Source organism: Cellvibrio sp. BR (assembly GCF_000263355.1).
Classification (GTDB): Bacteria; Pseudomonadota; Gammaproteobacteria; order Pseudomonadales; family Cellvibrionaceae; genus Cellvibrio.
Window position 1 is genome coordinate 97,375 of the sequence record NZ_JH668201.1, and the last position, 15,004, is coordinate 112,378.

The 15,004-nt window shown below is 43.9% G+C and carries 14 protein-coding genes and 1 tRNA gene; 9 read left to right on the plus strand and 6 right to left on the minus strand.

From position 1 onward, the window contains the following. Nucleotides 1-109 precede the first annotated feature (109 nt). The 3 genes from O59_RS05640 to O59_RS20910 all read left to right on the plus strand — a co-directional run bounded on the left by O59_RS05640 (nucleotide 110) and on the right by O59_RS20910 (nucleotide 3,845). Complete coding sequence (locus O59_RS05640) at nucleotides 110-1,315, plus strand: DUF6161 domain-containing protein (protein ID WP_007640444.1); 1,206 nt, start codon at nucleotides 110-112, stop codon at nucleotides 1,313-1,315. A 41-nt stretch (nucleotides 1,316-1,356) separates the two neighbouring features. Continuing rightward, the gene (locus O59_RS05645) at nucleotides 1,357-2,724 is read left to right on the plus strand and encodes a KAP family NTPase (RefSeq protein WP_007640446.1); all 1,368 of its coding nucleotides are present in this window, start codon (nucleotides 1,357-1,359) and stop codon (nucleotides 2,722-2,724) included. A gap of 269 nt (nucleotides 2,725-2,993) precedes the next feature. Beyond that, the gene (locus O59_RS20910; RefSeq protein ID WP_007640448.1) at nucleotides 2,994-3,845 is read left to right on the plus strand and encodes an alpha/beta hydrolase; all 852 of its coding nucleotides are present in this window, start codon (nucleotides 2,994-2,996) and stop codon (nucleotides 3,843-3,845) included. Nucleotides 3,846-3,996: 151 nt separating this feature from the next. On the opposite strand, the gene O59_RS05655 is transcribed toward O59_RS20910, so the two are convergent. The 3 genes from O59_RS05655 to O59_RS05665 form a co-directional block, all read right to left on the minus strand. Beyond that, entirely contained in the window at nucleotides 3,997-4,659 is a 663-nt protein-coding gene (locus tag O59_RS05655) for a hypothetical protein (protein ID WP_007640449.1), read from the minus strand. Continuing rightward, complete coding sequence (locus tag O59_RS05660) at nucleotides 4,652-5,005, minus strand: hypothetical protein (RefSeq protein ID WP_007640450.1); 354 nt, start codon at nucleotides 5,003-5,005, stop codon at nucleotides 4,652-4,654. Before O59_RS05660 ends, O59_RS05655 begins: the two co-directional genes overlap by 8 nt. A 249-nt stretch (nucleotides 5,006-5,254) precedes the next feature. Next, nucleotides 5,255-5,330: transfer RNA gene (locus tag O59_RS05665), tRNA-Arg, on the minus strand. 185 nt (nucleotides 5,331-5,515) lie between these two features. Between O59_RS05665 and O59_RS20915 the strand changes: the two genes are divergently transcribed. The 6 genes from O59_RS20915 to O59_RS05695 all read left to right on the plus strand — a co-directional run bounded on the left by O59_RS20915 (nucleotide 5,516) and on the right by O59_RS05695 (nucleotide 10,933). Then, nucleotides 5,516-6,967, plus strand: coding sequence for a rhomboid family intramembrane serine protease (locus O59_RS20915; protein WP_050976978.1), 1,452 nt, complete (start codon nucleotides 5,516-5,518; stop codon nucleotides 6,965-6,967). Next, complete coding sequence (locus O59_RS05675; RefSeq protein WP_007640452.1) at nucleotides 6,954-8,468, plus strand: hypothetical protein; 1,515 nt, start codon at nucleotides 6,954-6,956, stop codon at nucleotides 8,466-8,468. The genes O59_RS20915 and O59_RS05675 overlap by 14 nt, the downstream gene beginning before the upstream one ends. A 124-nt stretch (nucleotides 8,469-8,592) precedes the next feature. Then, nucleotides 8,593-8,940, plus strand: a complete 348-nt coding sequence (locus O59_RS05680; RefSeq protein ID WP_007640453.1) for a hypothetical protein — start codon at nucleotides 8,593-8,595, stop codon at nucleotides 8,938-8,940. A gap of 86 nt (nucleotides 8,941-9,026) precedes the next feature. Further along, entirely contained in the window at nucleotides 9,027-9,602 is a 576-nt protein-coding gene (locus tag O59_RS05685) for a hypothetical protein (protein ID WP_040391587.1), read from the plus strand. Between the two features lie 75 nt (nucleotides 9,603-9,677). Then, complete coding sequence (locus O59_RS05690) at nucleotides 9,678-10,055, plus strand: hypothetical protein (protein WP_040391589.1); 378 nt, start codon at nucleotides 9,678-9,680, stop codon at nucleotides 10,053-10,055. A gap of 5 nt (nucleotides 10,056-10,060) precedes the next feature. Further along, on the plus strand, nucleotides 10,061-10,933 hold the full coding sequence (locus tag O59_RS05695; RefSeq protein WP_007640459.1) for a DUF2971 domain-containing protein: 873 nt from the start codon (nucleotides 10,061-10,063) through the stop codon (nucleotides 10,931-10,933). A gap of 47 nt (nucleotides 10,934-10,980) precedes the next feature. On the opposite strand, the gene O59_RS05700 is transcribed toward O59_RS05695, so the two are convergent. Genes O59_RS05700 through fliR form a run of 3 tightly spaced genes read right to left on the minus strand, consistent with a single transcriptional unit; the run spans nucleotide 10,981 to nucleotide 15,000 of the window. Continuing rightward, nucleotides 10,981-13,074, minus strand: coding sequence for a flagellar biosynthesis protein FlhA (locus O59_RS05700; protein WP_007640461.1), 2,094 nt, complete (start codon nucleotides 13,072-13,074; stop codon nucleotides 10,981-10,983). A gap of 2 nt (nucleotides 13,075-13,076) precedes the next feature. Beyond that, nucleotides 13,077-14,207, minus strand: coding sequence for a flagellar biosynthesis protein FlhB (flhB, locus tag O59_RS05705; protein WP_007640463.1), 1,131 nt, complete (start codon nucleotides 14,205-14,207; stop codon nucleotides 13,077-13,079). Beyond that, nucleotides 14,200-15,000, minus strand: a complete 801-nt coding sequence (gene fliR / locus O59_RS05710) for a flagellar biosynthetic protein FliR (RefSeq protein ID WP_007640466.1) — start codon at nucleotides 14,998-15,000, stop codon at nucleotides 14,200-14,202. The genes flhB and fliR overlap by 8 nt, the downstream gene beginning before the upstream one ends. Nucleotides 15,001-15,004: the final 4 nt, after the last annotated feature.

Consider the following 15,004-nt stretch of genomic DNA (forward strand, 5'->3'; position numbering starts at 1 on the left):
CATTTTTTCATAATCGAAATTAATTGATTGCATACAATGAAAAAACAATAAGCGTGCATCAACATAACTGATTTTTAAAGTTTAGCTTGTAGCAATAGAAGGACTCCACATGGTAGATAAAAAAATTAGTATCGGAATATCGGATTCTGCAGGCTTTAATAGAAACTTTACAAGCCTTAAAGAGCTTCTTGTATTCTGTAAAGATGAGGCTGAATTCTGGAGATCGGAAGATTCTATAAATAGCAACCAATCAAAACGCTCTCATGGCTGTTTTTCGGCAAATAATATTTTTACCTCAATCATTTCCGGAATAGATGATTCTTCTACTTTGAGTGATGATCAACTATCAAATGCAATTAATCATATTCTTTCCTCACAAAGAGCATTTTTAAGCAACCATTGGATATGGAGTGCTCACGGTTTTACCAAGAGCTTTCTCGATGTGCTGGAGAAACATGGAGAGGAATCTGCAAATGCCTTTTTTTCATTAGTTGTTCACCGGTCAGTAAGATCAATAAACAATAGTGAAATCCTCATAGGGTTAATCTCCGGATATGAGTACATTACTCAGAATTCCGAAATATTCCAGCGTCGCAACAGCGAAAAGCAATCCATTAACCAATTGCGAGATCGCCTAGAGAAAGCACAGGAAAAGCTCTTCTCCGAAATTGCAGATTCTCAAGAGGACTTTAGCGAATGGGATGCAGGAAATCGCGAGGAAGCAAAGACCGTTATCCAAAATCATAAAGAAGCTAACGAACAGCAGGCAATAACTCAAGATAAGAATTTTGAGGAAAAGTTGAGAGAGTGGAACACCTCAATTACCGCTTTGGAGAACACTTACGAAGAAAAACTTCGCTTGGATAAGCCAGCACAATACTGGAATAAAGCTGCAGTTCGCTATAACAAACAAGGTTGGACATGGGTTACTGCAATCGTATTACTAGTGTTTTTTGCGCTTATAAATTTCCAAGACTTTTTTGTACATTGGCTCAACGGTAAAGAACTCGAATTAAAACTAAATAGTTTTCAAGGAGTTATTCTTTTCGGGTCAATTGTTGCCACTTATGCATTTGTTCTCCGAATTTTCTCACGACTAGCTTTTAGCTCTTTTCACTTAATGCGTGATGCACAAGAAAGGGAGCAGCTAACGTATCTCTATTTGTCCCTATCAAACGAAGCAGCTATAGACAAAGAATCTCGGGATATTGTGTTACAGGCACTATTCAGCCGAAGTGAAACTGGCTTGCTGGCTCAGGAGCATGGCCCGACCATGCCGGGAATAGATACCTTGAAAAATACCGTAACAAAATAACATCAAGTATTTAAAACCATGGAAAATAGGAAGGTTGATTAATGTCTAACATAGCTTTTGAACGCTGCTTTCAAGGTGAAAAAGGAAGAGATGAATTCCAGCGAGAACCCGTTGCAACCAAAGTCATTTCGTTACTAGTTTCTGATGCACATGTATCACCAATGGTTATTGATGGTGATTGGGGCACAGGGAAAACAGAGTTCTGCCATAAGTTAATTAATAAATTTAAAGCGGAACACGACAGGTACCGGATTGTTTATGTGGATGCTTTCAAGGCAGATCATGCTGATAATCCGTTGATGACTATTCTGGCTGAAGTACTAAAACTTTTACCTGAGGGTGAGCAACGCAAGGGGCTTATTCAAAAAGCATTGCCAGTTATACGCTATGGATTAAAGACAGCATTGAAGGTAGGCGTAGGTCATGTGCTAAGAAAAAATGCAGATGACATAGCTGATGAACTCGAAGACGTTTTTGAGGAAACGACGGAAAAAATTATTGACGCCTCAGTTGAGGCGCTTCTTAAAGAACATGAGAAAGCAGAAGAAAGCCTAAATGCGCTTCAAAAAATCTTGACCCGAATTGCTGAGGAATCACCAATAGTTATATTCATTGATGAGCTAGATCGTTGTCGCCCCGACTTCTCTTTAGAGATGATTGAAGTAATTAAGCACACATTTGATGTTGTGGGAGTTAAATTTGTACTCATAACCAACACCAAACAATTGACTGCAGCCATCAACCATCGATATGGCAGTGAGGTTGAATCGCAACGTTACTTGGACAAATTTTTGAGATTCCGGTTTTCATTACCGAACACCTTAACCCAAAGCAGGCATGATAGGACTCTCGCAACTGCAACACATTTTTACTGCCTTGTTAATCAAAGCTCAAGTTTGCAAAATACTAATCTTGCTCGCTCCGATTACAGAGTAAAAAAATTTATTGAATTGCTCATAGATATCAATGGGCTATCGCTTAGGGAGGTAGAAACTTTTGTACGATACTTAGAGATATATCAAGCACTTACATCAAACAATGGATTGGCTCCTAATTTAATAACTGGATTTCAATTTCTTAGAGTATTTGGCGTTTTTCTATTTTGCTTTGAACCAAAAATTACAGATAGCATCTTCCGAAACACAGTAACTGCGAAAGAGATTTTAAATCTTCTGAATGTCAAAGATCTACCAAAACTAATCCCTAATGAGCACAAATATCCTGAAGATCATGAGGTGATTGCAGTAATGCTTGCAAGGGAAAGCAAGGCTGTAGCTGATAGATTTGTCAATTTGAATGAAGACTGGCAAAGGCTTTTCGTCGATTTTTTTGACCGCAGGCATCATGGTCATGGCAAGTACATAAACATTGTTATTGAAACATTTAATATTCTCTCATTCAGGTTTTAAATTCTATTGATATCAAGTAGAAAATGTTTTTGCAGGAACGGACACCTCTGATTCAAGAATTATAAGAGATTACGCATGACACAACACACCTAAATTTCAGGATGAATACAGAGCAAAACTTCCCGAATTGGCATAGCTAACTTTTTGAATCAAGCGAAATAATTAATAACTGCCTGTTCTTGGTCGAAACATACCCTTGAGCAAATAGTATTTTCAACGGAAACCCATAAAAAATTACGGCATTAGGAAATAAATTCAAGGATTACATTATGTTTAATTTGAGGATCGCGATTTTATTTTGTTTGTGTGCAATGCTGCCGCTACGGGTTTTGGCTGCCGAGTTGAATTCCACAAAAAGTTTTGAGCTACCGCATACTCACAAGGTGGCAATAACGTCGCCATCGGGTATTGCGTATGAGTTAGTTATATCGCTTCCCGCCAGCTATAAAAACTCACCCAATAAACGCTACCCCATACTGTATTACACGGATGCTCAGTGGGACGCGCCATTGTTGAGTTCCATTTACCAGGATCTGGCCTTCGACAAAGCCGTACCGGAATTGGTGATGGTTGGTATTACCTATTCCGGTGTAAAGCCCAACTATACAGCGCTACGCACCAAGGATTTAACGCCAACAAAGGACGAGAATTTTGTTAGTGATTCGGGCGGTGGCGAAGCATTTTTGACATTTATTAAAGAAACGATTATCCCAAAAGTGGAAAGTGAATACCGGATTGATACCCGTCAGCGCACTATTGCAGGCTGGTCATTTGGCGGACTATTTGCACTTTATGCCATGTACAGCGAACCAGAGTTATTTACGCGATGCATTGCAGTTAGCCCTGCAATTCCTTGGGACAATCAATACATCAGTCAACTAGATGATGAATTCTTTAAAGCAAACAGCAAGTTCAGCGCTCGGCTTTTTATCTCCTATGGGTCGAATGAAGCACCAGCCTTTGTAGCATCTGTTTCTAAATTCCAGAATAAAATTAAAAATAGGAAAAGCACGAATCTGCAGCTAATGAACTACGGCGTAGAGAATATGGCTCATGCGGGTGCAAAGGCTTCAGCCTATGCTCAAGGTCTTGTTTGGGTTTGGAAAGATATTCAGCCTTAGAATGTAGTTGGGCATACTGACCAGCCTACATAAAGCGCTGATGTCCACTTCTGGCCGTTTTGAGTCCTTCAGCTTCCGCCCCTATAAATACCCAAGGGTCCCTTGGGTATTTTTTTGCGGTGATGTTTAGTTTTGGAGGAGGCGACGGCCTTTATAGTCTGAATTTTGCTAAATGAAAGTGGCTAATTAAATTTTCAAATACCCTGCGTCCATCATTACTGCTTACATTAAATTTATGAGGTGTTTCATCGGTGACTACGGATTCTGCGCCTCCATCTTTCAGTGCTTTATGCAGTGATTCCATTGGGATTTTTGGGTTTTTAATATTGCTGAATACATGAAAGTTTAAGATGCCTTGAACACCTAATAGCTTTGCTGCTTGAACAATTGCCTTGCAAACGCCTTCATAAAGCTTTTGATTGACGTTAACTATCGCGTCACGGCCAATTTGGTGTTCATTTTCGACATTGAGATTTTTTACATAAATATCGCTAATTAAATCCGATGCCTTAACGTTGTAGCAACGCATGCCGATTTTTACGGCTGCAAAAATATCATCAGGTTTTTGGGCGTCTACGCCAAAAACCCAATAATCCTTGTCTATTTTCGCTGCCCATTTTTGTGGCGATACACTTTTATCTTTGAAACCCGATATGGAAATGCCGTGTTTAGACTTCCATACACTTATATCGTCATAGCAAGTTCTTAATACAAAATCTTTTTTGTCTTTGCCGTTGTTGAAAATAATATCTGCATCAGTCTTGTAGGCTGGGGTTCCTTCAGCAATCGTTAGAGCTCCTTTCTCTTTAGTCATTTTGATTATCTCCCTCTGCGCCTTGCGCTAATGATTCAGACGTTCTGGCAAAAACATAACAGTCGCCTCCTTGCTCGCAAATTAGCCGGTTTGCATTGGTAATTTGTTTGCTTCTATTGGAACTGTCGTTAAATTTACTTTCTTCAAAGTGGCTAACATCAAAAATTTCAATTAATTCCATTTCCTCTTGTTGTAGAAAAGAATCGAATTTCTCTTGGGCTGTTTGGGCTGAGTCAGCAGCAACTAGATAAACCCCAAGAATCCAATCAGATCCATCAATATTCATTGGGGAATAAGCAGTTAATGAGGCTTTGTGGTCAATAACCCAGATTTTATTACCATTCATGGTGTGGTGATCCTTTGTTGTGATGTTTAAGAACGGCATGAATTCTACTATCCAACCCTTTAAAAAGAGTGAGGTGCTTCAAATTTTGTTTGTGCCTTGGAAATTTATCGCGGTTGGGTGTTTTTAAAAAAAAACAATAAAACCCCGTATTCCGCTAGGTTTCATACAGGCCACGTATAACCGAATAAATTAATTTTTAAGCTGTGTTGTTTGGGGTGAAGCAGAAGGGAAATACTACGAAGGAAAAAATGGCGTCCCCGGCGGGAATCGAACCCACATCATACGCTTAGGAGGCATACGTTCTATCCGATTAAACTACAGGGACGTGCGGGCGGGATTATATAAACAACCTCGGCAAAAACCTATAGTTAATATTCGTTACCTTTTATTCGTTCAATAATTGGCCAGTTGTGCCGGTGGAATAACGGGTTGGGTCTGCATCGACTTTGCGTGTGCTCAAGGTTAGTATTTGCGCTGGTTCACACACGCAAACGGAATGTACGATAACAAATGATCATTGTCCCTACTGAAAAGTCCCTCGATTGGCGCCATGCGCCCCTTGTACTGTGCACGTTGGTGTTTATCAATGTGATGGTGTTTTTCCTGTACCAAAGCAGCGATACCCCCAAAATTGTGGAGGCCATTAGCAGCTATCACGCGCAGGGCTTTATTCAGGATGAATGGCCGATTTTTGAGCAGTACCTGGAGGAGCAGGGCGATACGCAGTTGGAGGAGTATCGCCGCCAATATGCCAAGGCCGAGTACGACTACATCATCGCCGATTTGCTGATGCGCGAGGATTTTTACCACTACTTGCAAACCAACGTGCGCAGTTACCTCACGCCGGATCGTTTTGAACAGTGGGTTACGGAGCGGGCGCGCTTGCATGGGCTGATTCAGTCGCTCAGTTATGTCGCCAATGGTTTGCAGGCCAATAAATTATCCATCCCCAGTTTTTTAACCCACCAGTTTTTGCATGGCGACATTATGCATTTGCTGGGCAATATGTTTTTCCTGATTGTGTGCGGTTTTGCGGTAGAGGCGGCGATTGGGCATTGGCGGTTTTTGCTGTTTTATTTGCTGTCGGGTGTGGGCGCAGGTTTTGCGCAGGTGGCGACGGATTGGACGAGTAGCCAGCCGTTGATCGGTGCTTCCGGTGCTATCTCCGGGGTGATGGCCATGTACCTCGCGGTGTTTCGCTTTAAGAAAATCGAGTTCTTTTATTGGTTCTTCTTTTTGGTGGGTTACTTTCGCGCGCCCGCGTTGCTGATTTTGCCGTTTTATATCGGCAAGGAAATTTACCAATACCAAACCGATACCGATTCCAACGTCGCCTTTATGGCGCACGCCGGTGGGTTTATCGCGGGTGCAGTATTAATTGGTGCGGCGTGGCTGCTGAATCGCTCGCTGTTTAATGACGATTATATTAATAACGAGCAGGGTGTAGACCCAGCGCAAAAAACCATGGCCGAGATTTATGAAGCCATCGAAAAATTCCGCTTTGAACGCGCACTGCAATTAGTGGATGGGCTTATCGCCGCGCAAGGTAATCAATTTGAGTTGGTGATGATTCGCTACAACCTGCTGAAAATTGAACGCGGTGCGGCGTTAAACCCGGCGGTGATTACGCTGCTGACCTTGCCCTTACTCACACCGGAGCAGATTAAAAAATTGGAGCGGGTGTGGGTGGATAACCCTGACGTACATGAATCCTTAACGGAAAGTGCCGCACTAAAATTAGCCATGCAATTTGCGGCGCTGGAAAATCCGCGCGCGGCGGAGCAATTGTTTATCCAACTGACGCAAAAGGGTTGCACTAATCCCGCCATGAGCGTGCTGGCGACTAAATTGGCGGCAGCGTTTTTACGGCTGCGCGATATGCATAAACGCAATCACTACGAACAACTTGCCACACAATTCTCTACAACCACCGCACAGGGAGCCGAGCGTGTATTACTGTAAATATCATCCGCTGGACGGTGCGACTTATTATTGTGAGCAGTGCAAGGTGCACCAGTGCGATCACTGCGTAGACGACGAACCAGCACTCGCGCGTTGTTTTGTGTGCGGTCACAACCTGGAAAGCCTGGGCTCCGGTAATAAAGCGGAACCATTTTGGCGGCGTTTGCCTGAGGCGTTTAAATATCCACTCAATGCCTCATCCATGAGTTTGATTGTGATTACCTCCATCGCCTCGGTATTAGCCATGCTCATGCCGTTTTTATGGATTTTGTCGCTGCTGCTGTATTTATTCGCCGCCGGTGCGCTGCTCAAATACAGTTTGACCTGCCTTGAGCACACCGCGCTGGGCGAGATGAAAGCGCCGGATGTATTGGATGCTTATCAAGGTGGCATTAGCCTGCTGTTAAAGCTGTTGGTGATCACGGTAGTGTTGGTGTTATTGGTCGGCACGGCGGCGAATTACCTTGGCCCAGCCGTTGGCGGTTTGCTGGGTTTTATTGTGGTGATTTGTTTCCCGGCAATTCTGATTCGTTTTGCGCAAACGGAAAGTATGTTGGAGGCCATTAACCCTATGGCGGCGCTGGCGTTAATCGGCGCGATTGGTTTGCCCTATGGTTTGTTGATGGTGTTTATCCTGATCATGATGACCTCGGTTGGCCTGCTGCAGGAGTGGATCGGCCAATTATTTCCGGCGGTGTCCTACGTGTTTCAATCCATGGTCTCCAGCTATTACACGCTGGTGGTATTCCACTTGATGGGCTACATGTTGTTCCAGTATCAAGACCAACTGGGTTACAGCGCACGCAGCGATGACGATGAGGAACAACCCAAACGCGAAGCGGCAGATCGTTTAGCAGCGCAAATTCAAGTGCTGTTAAAAGAGGGCGATTACGAGCGGGTGGTGACACTTTATTATCAAGCCTTTAAACAATTCCCCAACGACGCGCGTTTTTTCGATCAATTTTTTGAGCTGTTGTACACCTGCAAAAAAACCGCGCTGATGGCGGATTTCGGCTCGACCTATTTGCATTTTCTCAATCGCAAAAAACGCACCGACAAACTCACGCCGGTGTTCAAACAAATACGTTTGATTGCGCCCGATTTTTTACCCGATAACCCCGCACTGCGCGTACAACTGGCAAGCGCGTTAAAACAGCAGGGCGATGTTGCACTGGCGGTGAAATTACTTAACGGCATGCACAAGCAATTCCCGGATTACGCCGAATTGCCCCAGGCGTATTACTTGTTATCCACCATTTTGGAACAGCTGCCCAACATGCAAGCGCAAGCCGACAAGTGCCGGCAAATGGCGCAGCAGTTGGAGAAAATCGCCGAGCGCAAAAAGCTGGCAGCCGCTATGGCGCAGGCAGAGCTTGCGACGAACAAACCGCCCTCGGTAAAAACACCGGGGCGCAGCCCATCCGCCATGGTGACTAAAAGCGGGTTGCACTTGGAATTGGTTCCAATTGAACCGGTGAACACTGTGGAGCAGGCCGATTAATCTTTACCTGGATACCTGCGTGCGCGGGTATGACGATTTAATAACCAGACTCAGGAGTGGCGATTTAATAACTTGGCGCTGTTGGTCGCCTTACCCGTTTTAGCACTGTTTTTTGGGGGTTATTATGCGCAATCAAAGTCGGCTTATTTTTCGCTCCATCTTCCGCGTTAAGGTGAGTAACCCCAAAAGCGGCGCGCTTATTGGTTATGTGGGCGATGTATCGGAATTTGGTTTCAAGCTCTTGAGCGACACGGCGATAGAGCCTGGCACGCACAGGGATTTACGCCTGCGCATGCGCCTCGCGGAAAATGAATTGCTGCAAATTGATTTGCAGGCAAGTTGTCGTTGGTCCGGCGTGAATGAAAAAACCGGTTATTTTGAAGCGGGTTTTATTCTGGAACAGCCCTCCGCAGAATTCACCGCCCTGGTGGAAAAGTTACGCATCATGCGTAACGCGTTTGATGAGGAGTAATGTTTCTGCATTAAGTCTTTCATTAATGGAGAGCAATATCGGTGTGTTTATGGTTGGAATCTTTAAATTAAGAGGAGTAAAAATTGATGAAATGGTGGGAAAAAACTGTTGAGTATCTTTTTGTTATTCAAAGTGCCTTAACTGGAAAACTTAATCTTTCGCCGCTTGATGGTACTCATGAGTTGGCTGGTGACTTAATAGCCTCAGAGAATTCAAAATTTATCTTGATTGAATTCAAATGTGACTATTCTTCTATTTCCACAGAGAAAGATAAGTTTGAGGATGGTACCTATGAAACAGCCAAACTCAAATTAGAAAGATGTGATGATCATCACTTTATAGTTTATGGGAAAGAAAGTAATGAGTTACCAGGGCAACTCATTCTATTTGTTCAAACTTATTTTTCTGGAAATGAAGTCTCTCTAAAAAATATTTATTCTTCAGGTAAGGAAATTGATAGTTTTCACATATATTTAAAAGAATACTTGCGGTTTAAAAAAATACCTGCAACTGCTTCTGGGGGAGGGAGATCGCTAAGCTTTGCGATGGTTGCTGCTGTAGACTCTGAGACAGGGCAGGCAAGTTCAATAAGTTTAGATGAATATTTTTTAAGCTTGTCATTGCGGCCAACCATAAATAAGTCAATGACATTATCAATGTAAAAATTAAATTATTTTTTAAAAAATATTTTTTTATTATGATTTTTTAGTTTTTCAATAGTATAAAAGGGTTAGTAAATGATAAACATAATAAAATACCAAGAAGAGCGAGAACAGCATTTAAACTTTTTTAATACTGTTGCAGGCGGGTTTTCATTTACAATTTCATTGGCCTGTTTGCAAATGTCTAATACTGAGGTGGCAGTTATGATTTGTGCTCCTTTTGTTTTTAGTTTGGTAATTATGGGGCTTAAAAAATATCCAAAATCTATGCAAGACCTTAGAAGGAAAGCCAAAAATGATAAAAAAGCCGAAGAGCTTAACAAACATATATATTCAACTGAGTATGGAAAAAAAGCTCTTTTATTGCATTACTTTCCCTACGTATACGGATATGGATTTTTTGTCCTCACATTTGCTTTTCCTGGATACATGAAAAATTTGGTAAATGGCTAAATTATATGACTACACATTACCACTATACTTCAGTCGAAGGAATTCGAAATATACTTTTAAATGGAACCTTAAGGGCTACGGATATCAGATTCTTAAATGATTATAGAGAGTTCGATGAGGGGTTGAAGCATGTTGAAAATCGGCTTATTGAGCTATCCAATAATTTTGGGCGATTGGGTTTGAGTAATAGAGAGGTGGATGCAGTAAAAAAATTCTACGAAACATTATCTATTTTTTTACCACTAAATGCGAGAAATCGCTATTCATATGTAACTTCTTTTACCGATAAGCGGGATAGACTGAGCCAATGGATGGCGTATGGAAAAAGTAATGCATCTTATTGCATTGGGTTTAAGTCGGATTTTTTTCAGTTTTTTAAAGAAAAATTTAGAGTTGAGGGACAAAAAGAGTTAATTTCTGATTTAAGTTATAATTTTAAAGAGGTTAGTTATGAAGGTATTGAATATGTAAATAGTATTATTGAGTCGAATGATATTTTTGAGGCAGTAAACAATGCCATTATGCTGAATCATACCGCCACACAACTTCTTGCACCACTTCATAAAATTTATAATGAGCTAATGTATGCAATATGCTCAATCAAGCCAAAAGAGTTTGCGGATGAATCTGAATTTCGTCTGATATTTCAAACAAGGAAAATAGGAACGATGCCTAATATTCTTCAATTTTATGATCGTTCCGGAATTGTTGTTCCATTTATTGATTATGCGTTTGATTACAAATGGATAGAAGAGATAATCATTGGTCCAAATATCCAGAAAGATTTAGCGAGAAAAGGATTGGAAACATTGCTTAGGGCCAAAGGAATTGATCCCGATATCATAAAACACACAGAGTGTACGTTAAGGCAATATTGATTCTAGCACTACAATATTCCAGTAGTTCGTTTGTATCGACACGGTAATTACCCTAAACTCCCCAAAATATTTACACCCACTTTCTCGGGTATTTCATTTTGCGATAACACATGCAGGCCGGGGCTGAATACCCGTGCATAACGCGCTAGCAGCGGGCGCAATTGTGGCATAACGGCCAGAATGGGCGGGTGGCCTTCACTGCGCAGTTTTTCTTTGACTACCGGCATAGACGTTTGCAATTGGTTGAGTAGGTTGGGCTCTACCGGAATATTATCCAAACTCACTGGCCCCGCTTGTTTGGCAATGCTAAGCGCGCTGAGCAGGGTGTTTTCCAGGGTGTTATCCAAGACAAATACCGATAACTCACTGCGATCACCCGCAATGCTGGACACAATATTGCGGCGCAGGGCAAAGCGTACATCGGAGGCGAGCAGTACCGGGTCTTTGGTGCTTTCGCTGCCTTCTACCAGCGCGGTGGCGACGCTGACAATATCTTTTAACGACACTTCCTCTTGCAGCAATTGGCGATACACCTTGTGCTGTTGGGTAAAGCTGAGTTGGGTTTTTAAGGCATCCGCTAATTTGGGGGCGAGCTGTGCCAAACGCTGCATTAAATGTTCTACATCGTCGTGTTTAAAAATTTCCGGCAAGTGTGCGCGAATCACTTTATTTAAATGGGTGGCAATCACACTGGCGCAATCAATCACTTGATAACCCAAATTTAACGCGCGGGTTTTTTCGCTCGGTAAAATCCATACCACTGGCATGCGGTAGGCGGGGTCGATACCTAAAATACCGTCGGCTTCGCCGTAAAGTTCGGGGGAGGGAATGGCCATCAGGCGATCGGCATGTAATTCGGCGCCGTCAATTTTTTCGCCGTTAATGTAAATATTGTATTGCGCCGCCTTGAGCCGCAGGCTGTCGCGGATTTGTACTTCGGGCAATAAAAATCCTAAATTTTCCGACAGGGTTTGCCGCACACCGCGCACACGTTGAGCCAGTGGTGCGCCTGCGGCTTGGTTCACTAATCCCACCAGTTTGTAACCGAGCGAAATAGACACAGACTCCACCGCAGGAATATCGTCCCATGCCAAATGTTGCGCTTGCTCCTGACCCATAGCTGCGGTGATAGCCTCGGCTTCATCGAGGCTGGCGTCAGCGGGGTTGGGGTTGAGTGACACGCGCCAACCAATAAAGGCAATCAGTGCGGCAAAAGTCATAAACGCCAGTTTGGGCATGCCGGGAATCAGTGCCAGTAAAAATAAAATCCCTGCCACGGTGTACAGCAGCGATGGTGTCGCCAGCATTTGGCGCTGGACTTGTTGGGTAATTTCGGAGGATTCATTAATACGCGTAACAATAATTGCCGCCGCGGTAGATAGCAGCAGTGCGGGAATTTGTGCGGCCAAACCATCGCCAATGGCGAGCAGTGCATATTGCTGGAAGGCTTCGCCCGCGCTCAGGTTGTGCATAAACACACCGATGGCAAAACCACCGAATAAATTGATCAGCAGAATTAAAATACCGGCAATCGCATCGCCGCGTACAAATTTGGATGCACCGTCCATTGCGCCGTAAAAATCCGCTTCTTTGGATACTTGTTGACGACGTTGTTTGGCATCTTCCTGGCTGATTAAACCGGCGTTCAAGTCGGCATCAATCGCCATTTGTTTACCGGGCAATGCATCCAGCGTAAAGCGCGCGGTCACTTCAGAAATACGTTCGCCGCCTTTGGTGATAACGATAAAGTTCACGATCATTAAAATCATGAACACCACCATACCCACAATAAAATTTCCGCCAATCACTACCTCACCAAAGGCTTCAATCACTTTACCGGCGGCTTCGGTGCCGGTGTGACCTTCGAGTAATACCACACGGGTAGAGGCCACGTTTAAACACAAACGCATCAAGGTGGTGACCAATATCACCGTGGGAAAAAGCGAGAAATCCAGCGGGCTTTTGGTGGATACACTGGTGAGCAATACCAGAATGGATACGGCGATATTGAAGGTAAATAAAATATCCAGCAGCAGCGGTGGCAGCGGCAAAATAATCATTGCCAGTATCGATAAAATCAGCAGCGGAATACCAATGCGGCCACTGCGGAGGTTCGGCATAAGTTGCTGGAGTAAATTCATGGTTAAGTCCTGTTGGCCATGCTGGCCGGAATATTAAGGTTGTTCGCCAATTGCGGTTTATTTCTGCGCCCCTGCCGGTAAGCCCGCAGTTGCAAGATGTAACTCAGCACATGCGCCACGGCGGTATAGAGCGGGGCGGGAATTTGCTGATTAATTTGGGTGGTGAAATAAATCGCGCGCGCCAGCGGTGGCACTTCCACAATTTCCAGTTGGTGTTTGGCGGCGAGTTTTTTAATGTAGAGCGCTATGTCATCCACACCTTTGGCGAGCACATAGGGCGCCTTGGCTTTTTTAAGGTCGTACTTGAGTGCGACGGCGTAATGCTGTGGGTTCACAATCACCACATCGGCATTTTTTATCACGCGATTAATTTGGCGCTGTAGCATTTGGCGTTGCAGTTGTTTGATGCGCGCCTTCACTTCCGGGCGGCCTTCCTGATTTTTGTGTTCTTCTTTGACATCCTGTTTGGTCATGCGCAATTTTTTCAGGAAAAAGAAGCGCTGCAAGGGAATATCAATTACCGAAAAAAGTACAAATACCGCCAGCAAAATCAGCGTGGTATTAAACAGCAGGTCAAACGCCTGGGTGATGGCGCTGGTTAAATCCATGCGTTGGAATTCCAGCAGGCGCGCACTGGCATCTATCACCAGCCACCAGGCGGCGAGCAGCAATACAGTAATTTTTAATAGGGATTTAAGCAGCTCGCTCCAGTTCTGTGCCGACACAATTTTTGCTAGGCCTTTTAATGGATTGAGCCGACTAAATTGCGGCATAAAATTTTTGCTCGCAAATACCCAGCCGCCGGGCACCAGCGACAGGCATATCACCAGCAGTGGTGTAATCAGCAGTGGCAATAACAGCATGCCGAACAATAATAAATTCTGGGTGAGTAGCAGTGGCAGATCGTTTAAATCCATTTCTGCTTGCTGAAAGTTGATGTAGGAAATACGAAAACTTTCATGCAGGGTATCGGCATAAAAACCAAAACTGTATTTGAGTACAAACAGGGTCACCAACAGCGAGATGGTGGTGGCTAAATCTTTCGAGCGGGCGACCTGACCTTCGTCGCGGCTCTTTTTAAGTTTCTGCGCGCTGGCCTCTTCGGTTTTTTCCTGGGAACTGTGTTCAGACACGGCTTCCCTCCTGCAAGATGCGCCCAATGGTATCGAGCAATTCGCGGGTTAAATGCAGGTAACTCTGCGGCATATTAGGCAGGGTTAAATAAATACACAGCAGGCCGACTAAAATCGTAATCGGGAAACCGAGCGAGAAAAGGTTCATGGCCGGTGAAATGCGGTTGAGCAAACCAAAACAAAATTGCACCAGTGCCATACAAAATACAATCGGCAAGCTAATCAGTACGGCAGCAGAGAACATCCAGGCCATGCCACGCAAAAATCCTTCAATACCTAAATAATGCAAACCGCCACCGACCGGCCAATAGAGAAAACTTTGGTAAATAACGCTTACCGTGAGCAGGTGACCATCGATAGAAAAAAAGATAAACACCAGCAAAATAAAATACAGCTGGTACACAATCGACGATGAAGAAACACCGTTGGTCGGGTCGTTATAGCGCGCCATGCTCATGCCCATTTGAGTGGAGATAACTTCGCCCACCAGCATGAAAATAATAAATACCAGTTGCAGCATTAGCCCGAGCAATACGCCAAATAAAATCTGTTCAATGCTGGTGAAAATACCTTTAAGCGAGAGCGGATTAATATCCGGCGGCACTGGCAAGGCATTGGTGAGTGCGGCGGTAATGCCCAGCGCCAGCAGTACACGAATACGAATGGATACCGCTTTGTGATTAAACAGCGGCGCCATGCTGAACAGTGCCAGCAGGCGACAAAACGGCCACCAGTAAGCCTGCATGTCATGCATGAGCTGGCTGGCGTCAAGCAGGGGCGTGGCCGTGACCATGGCG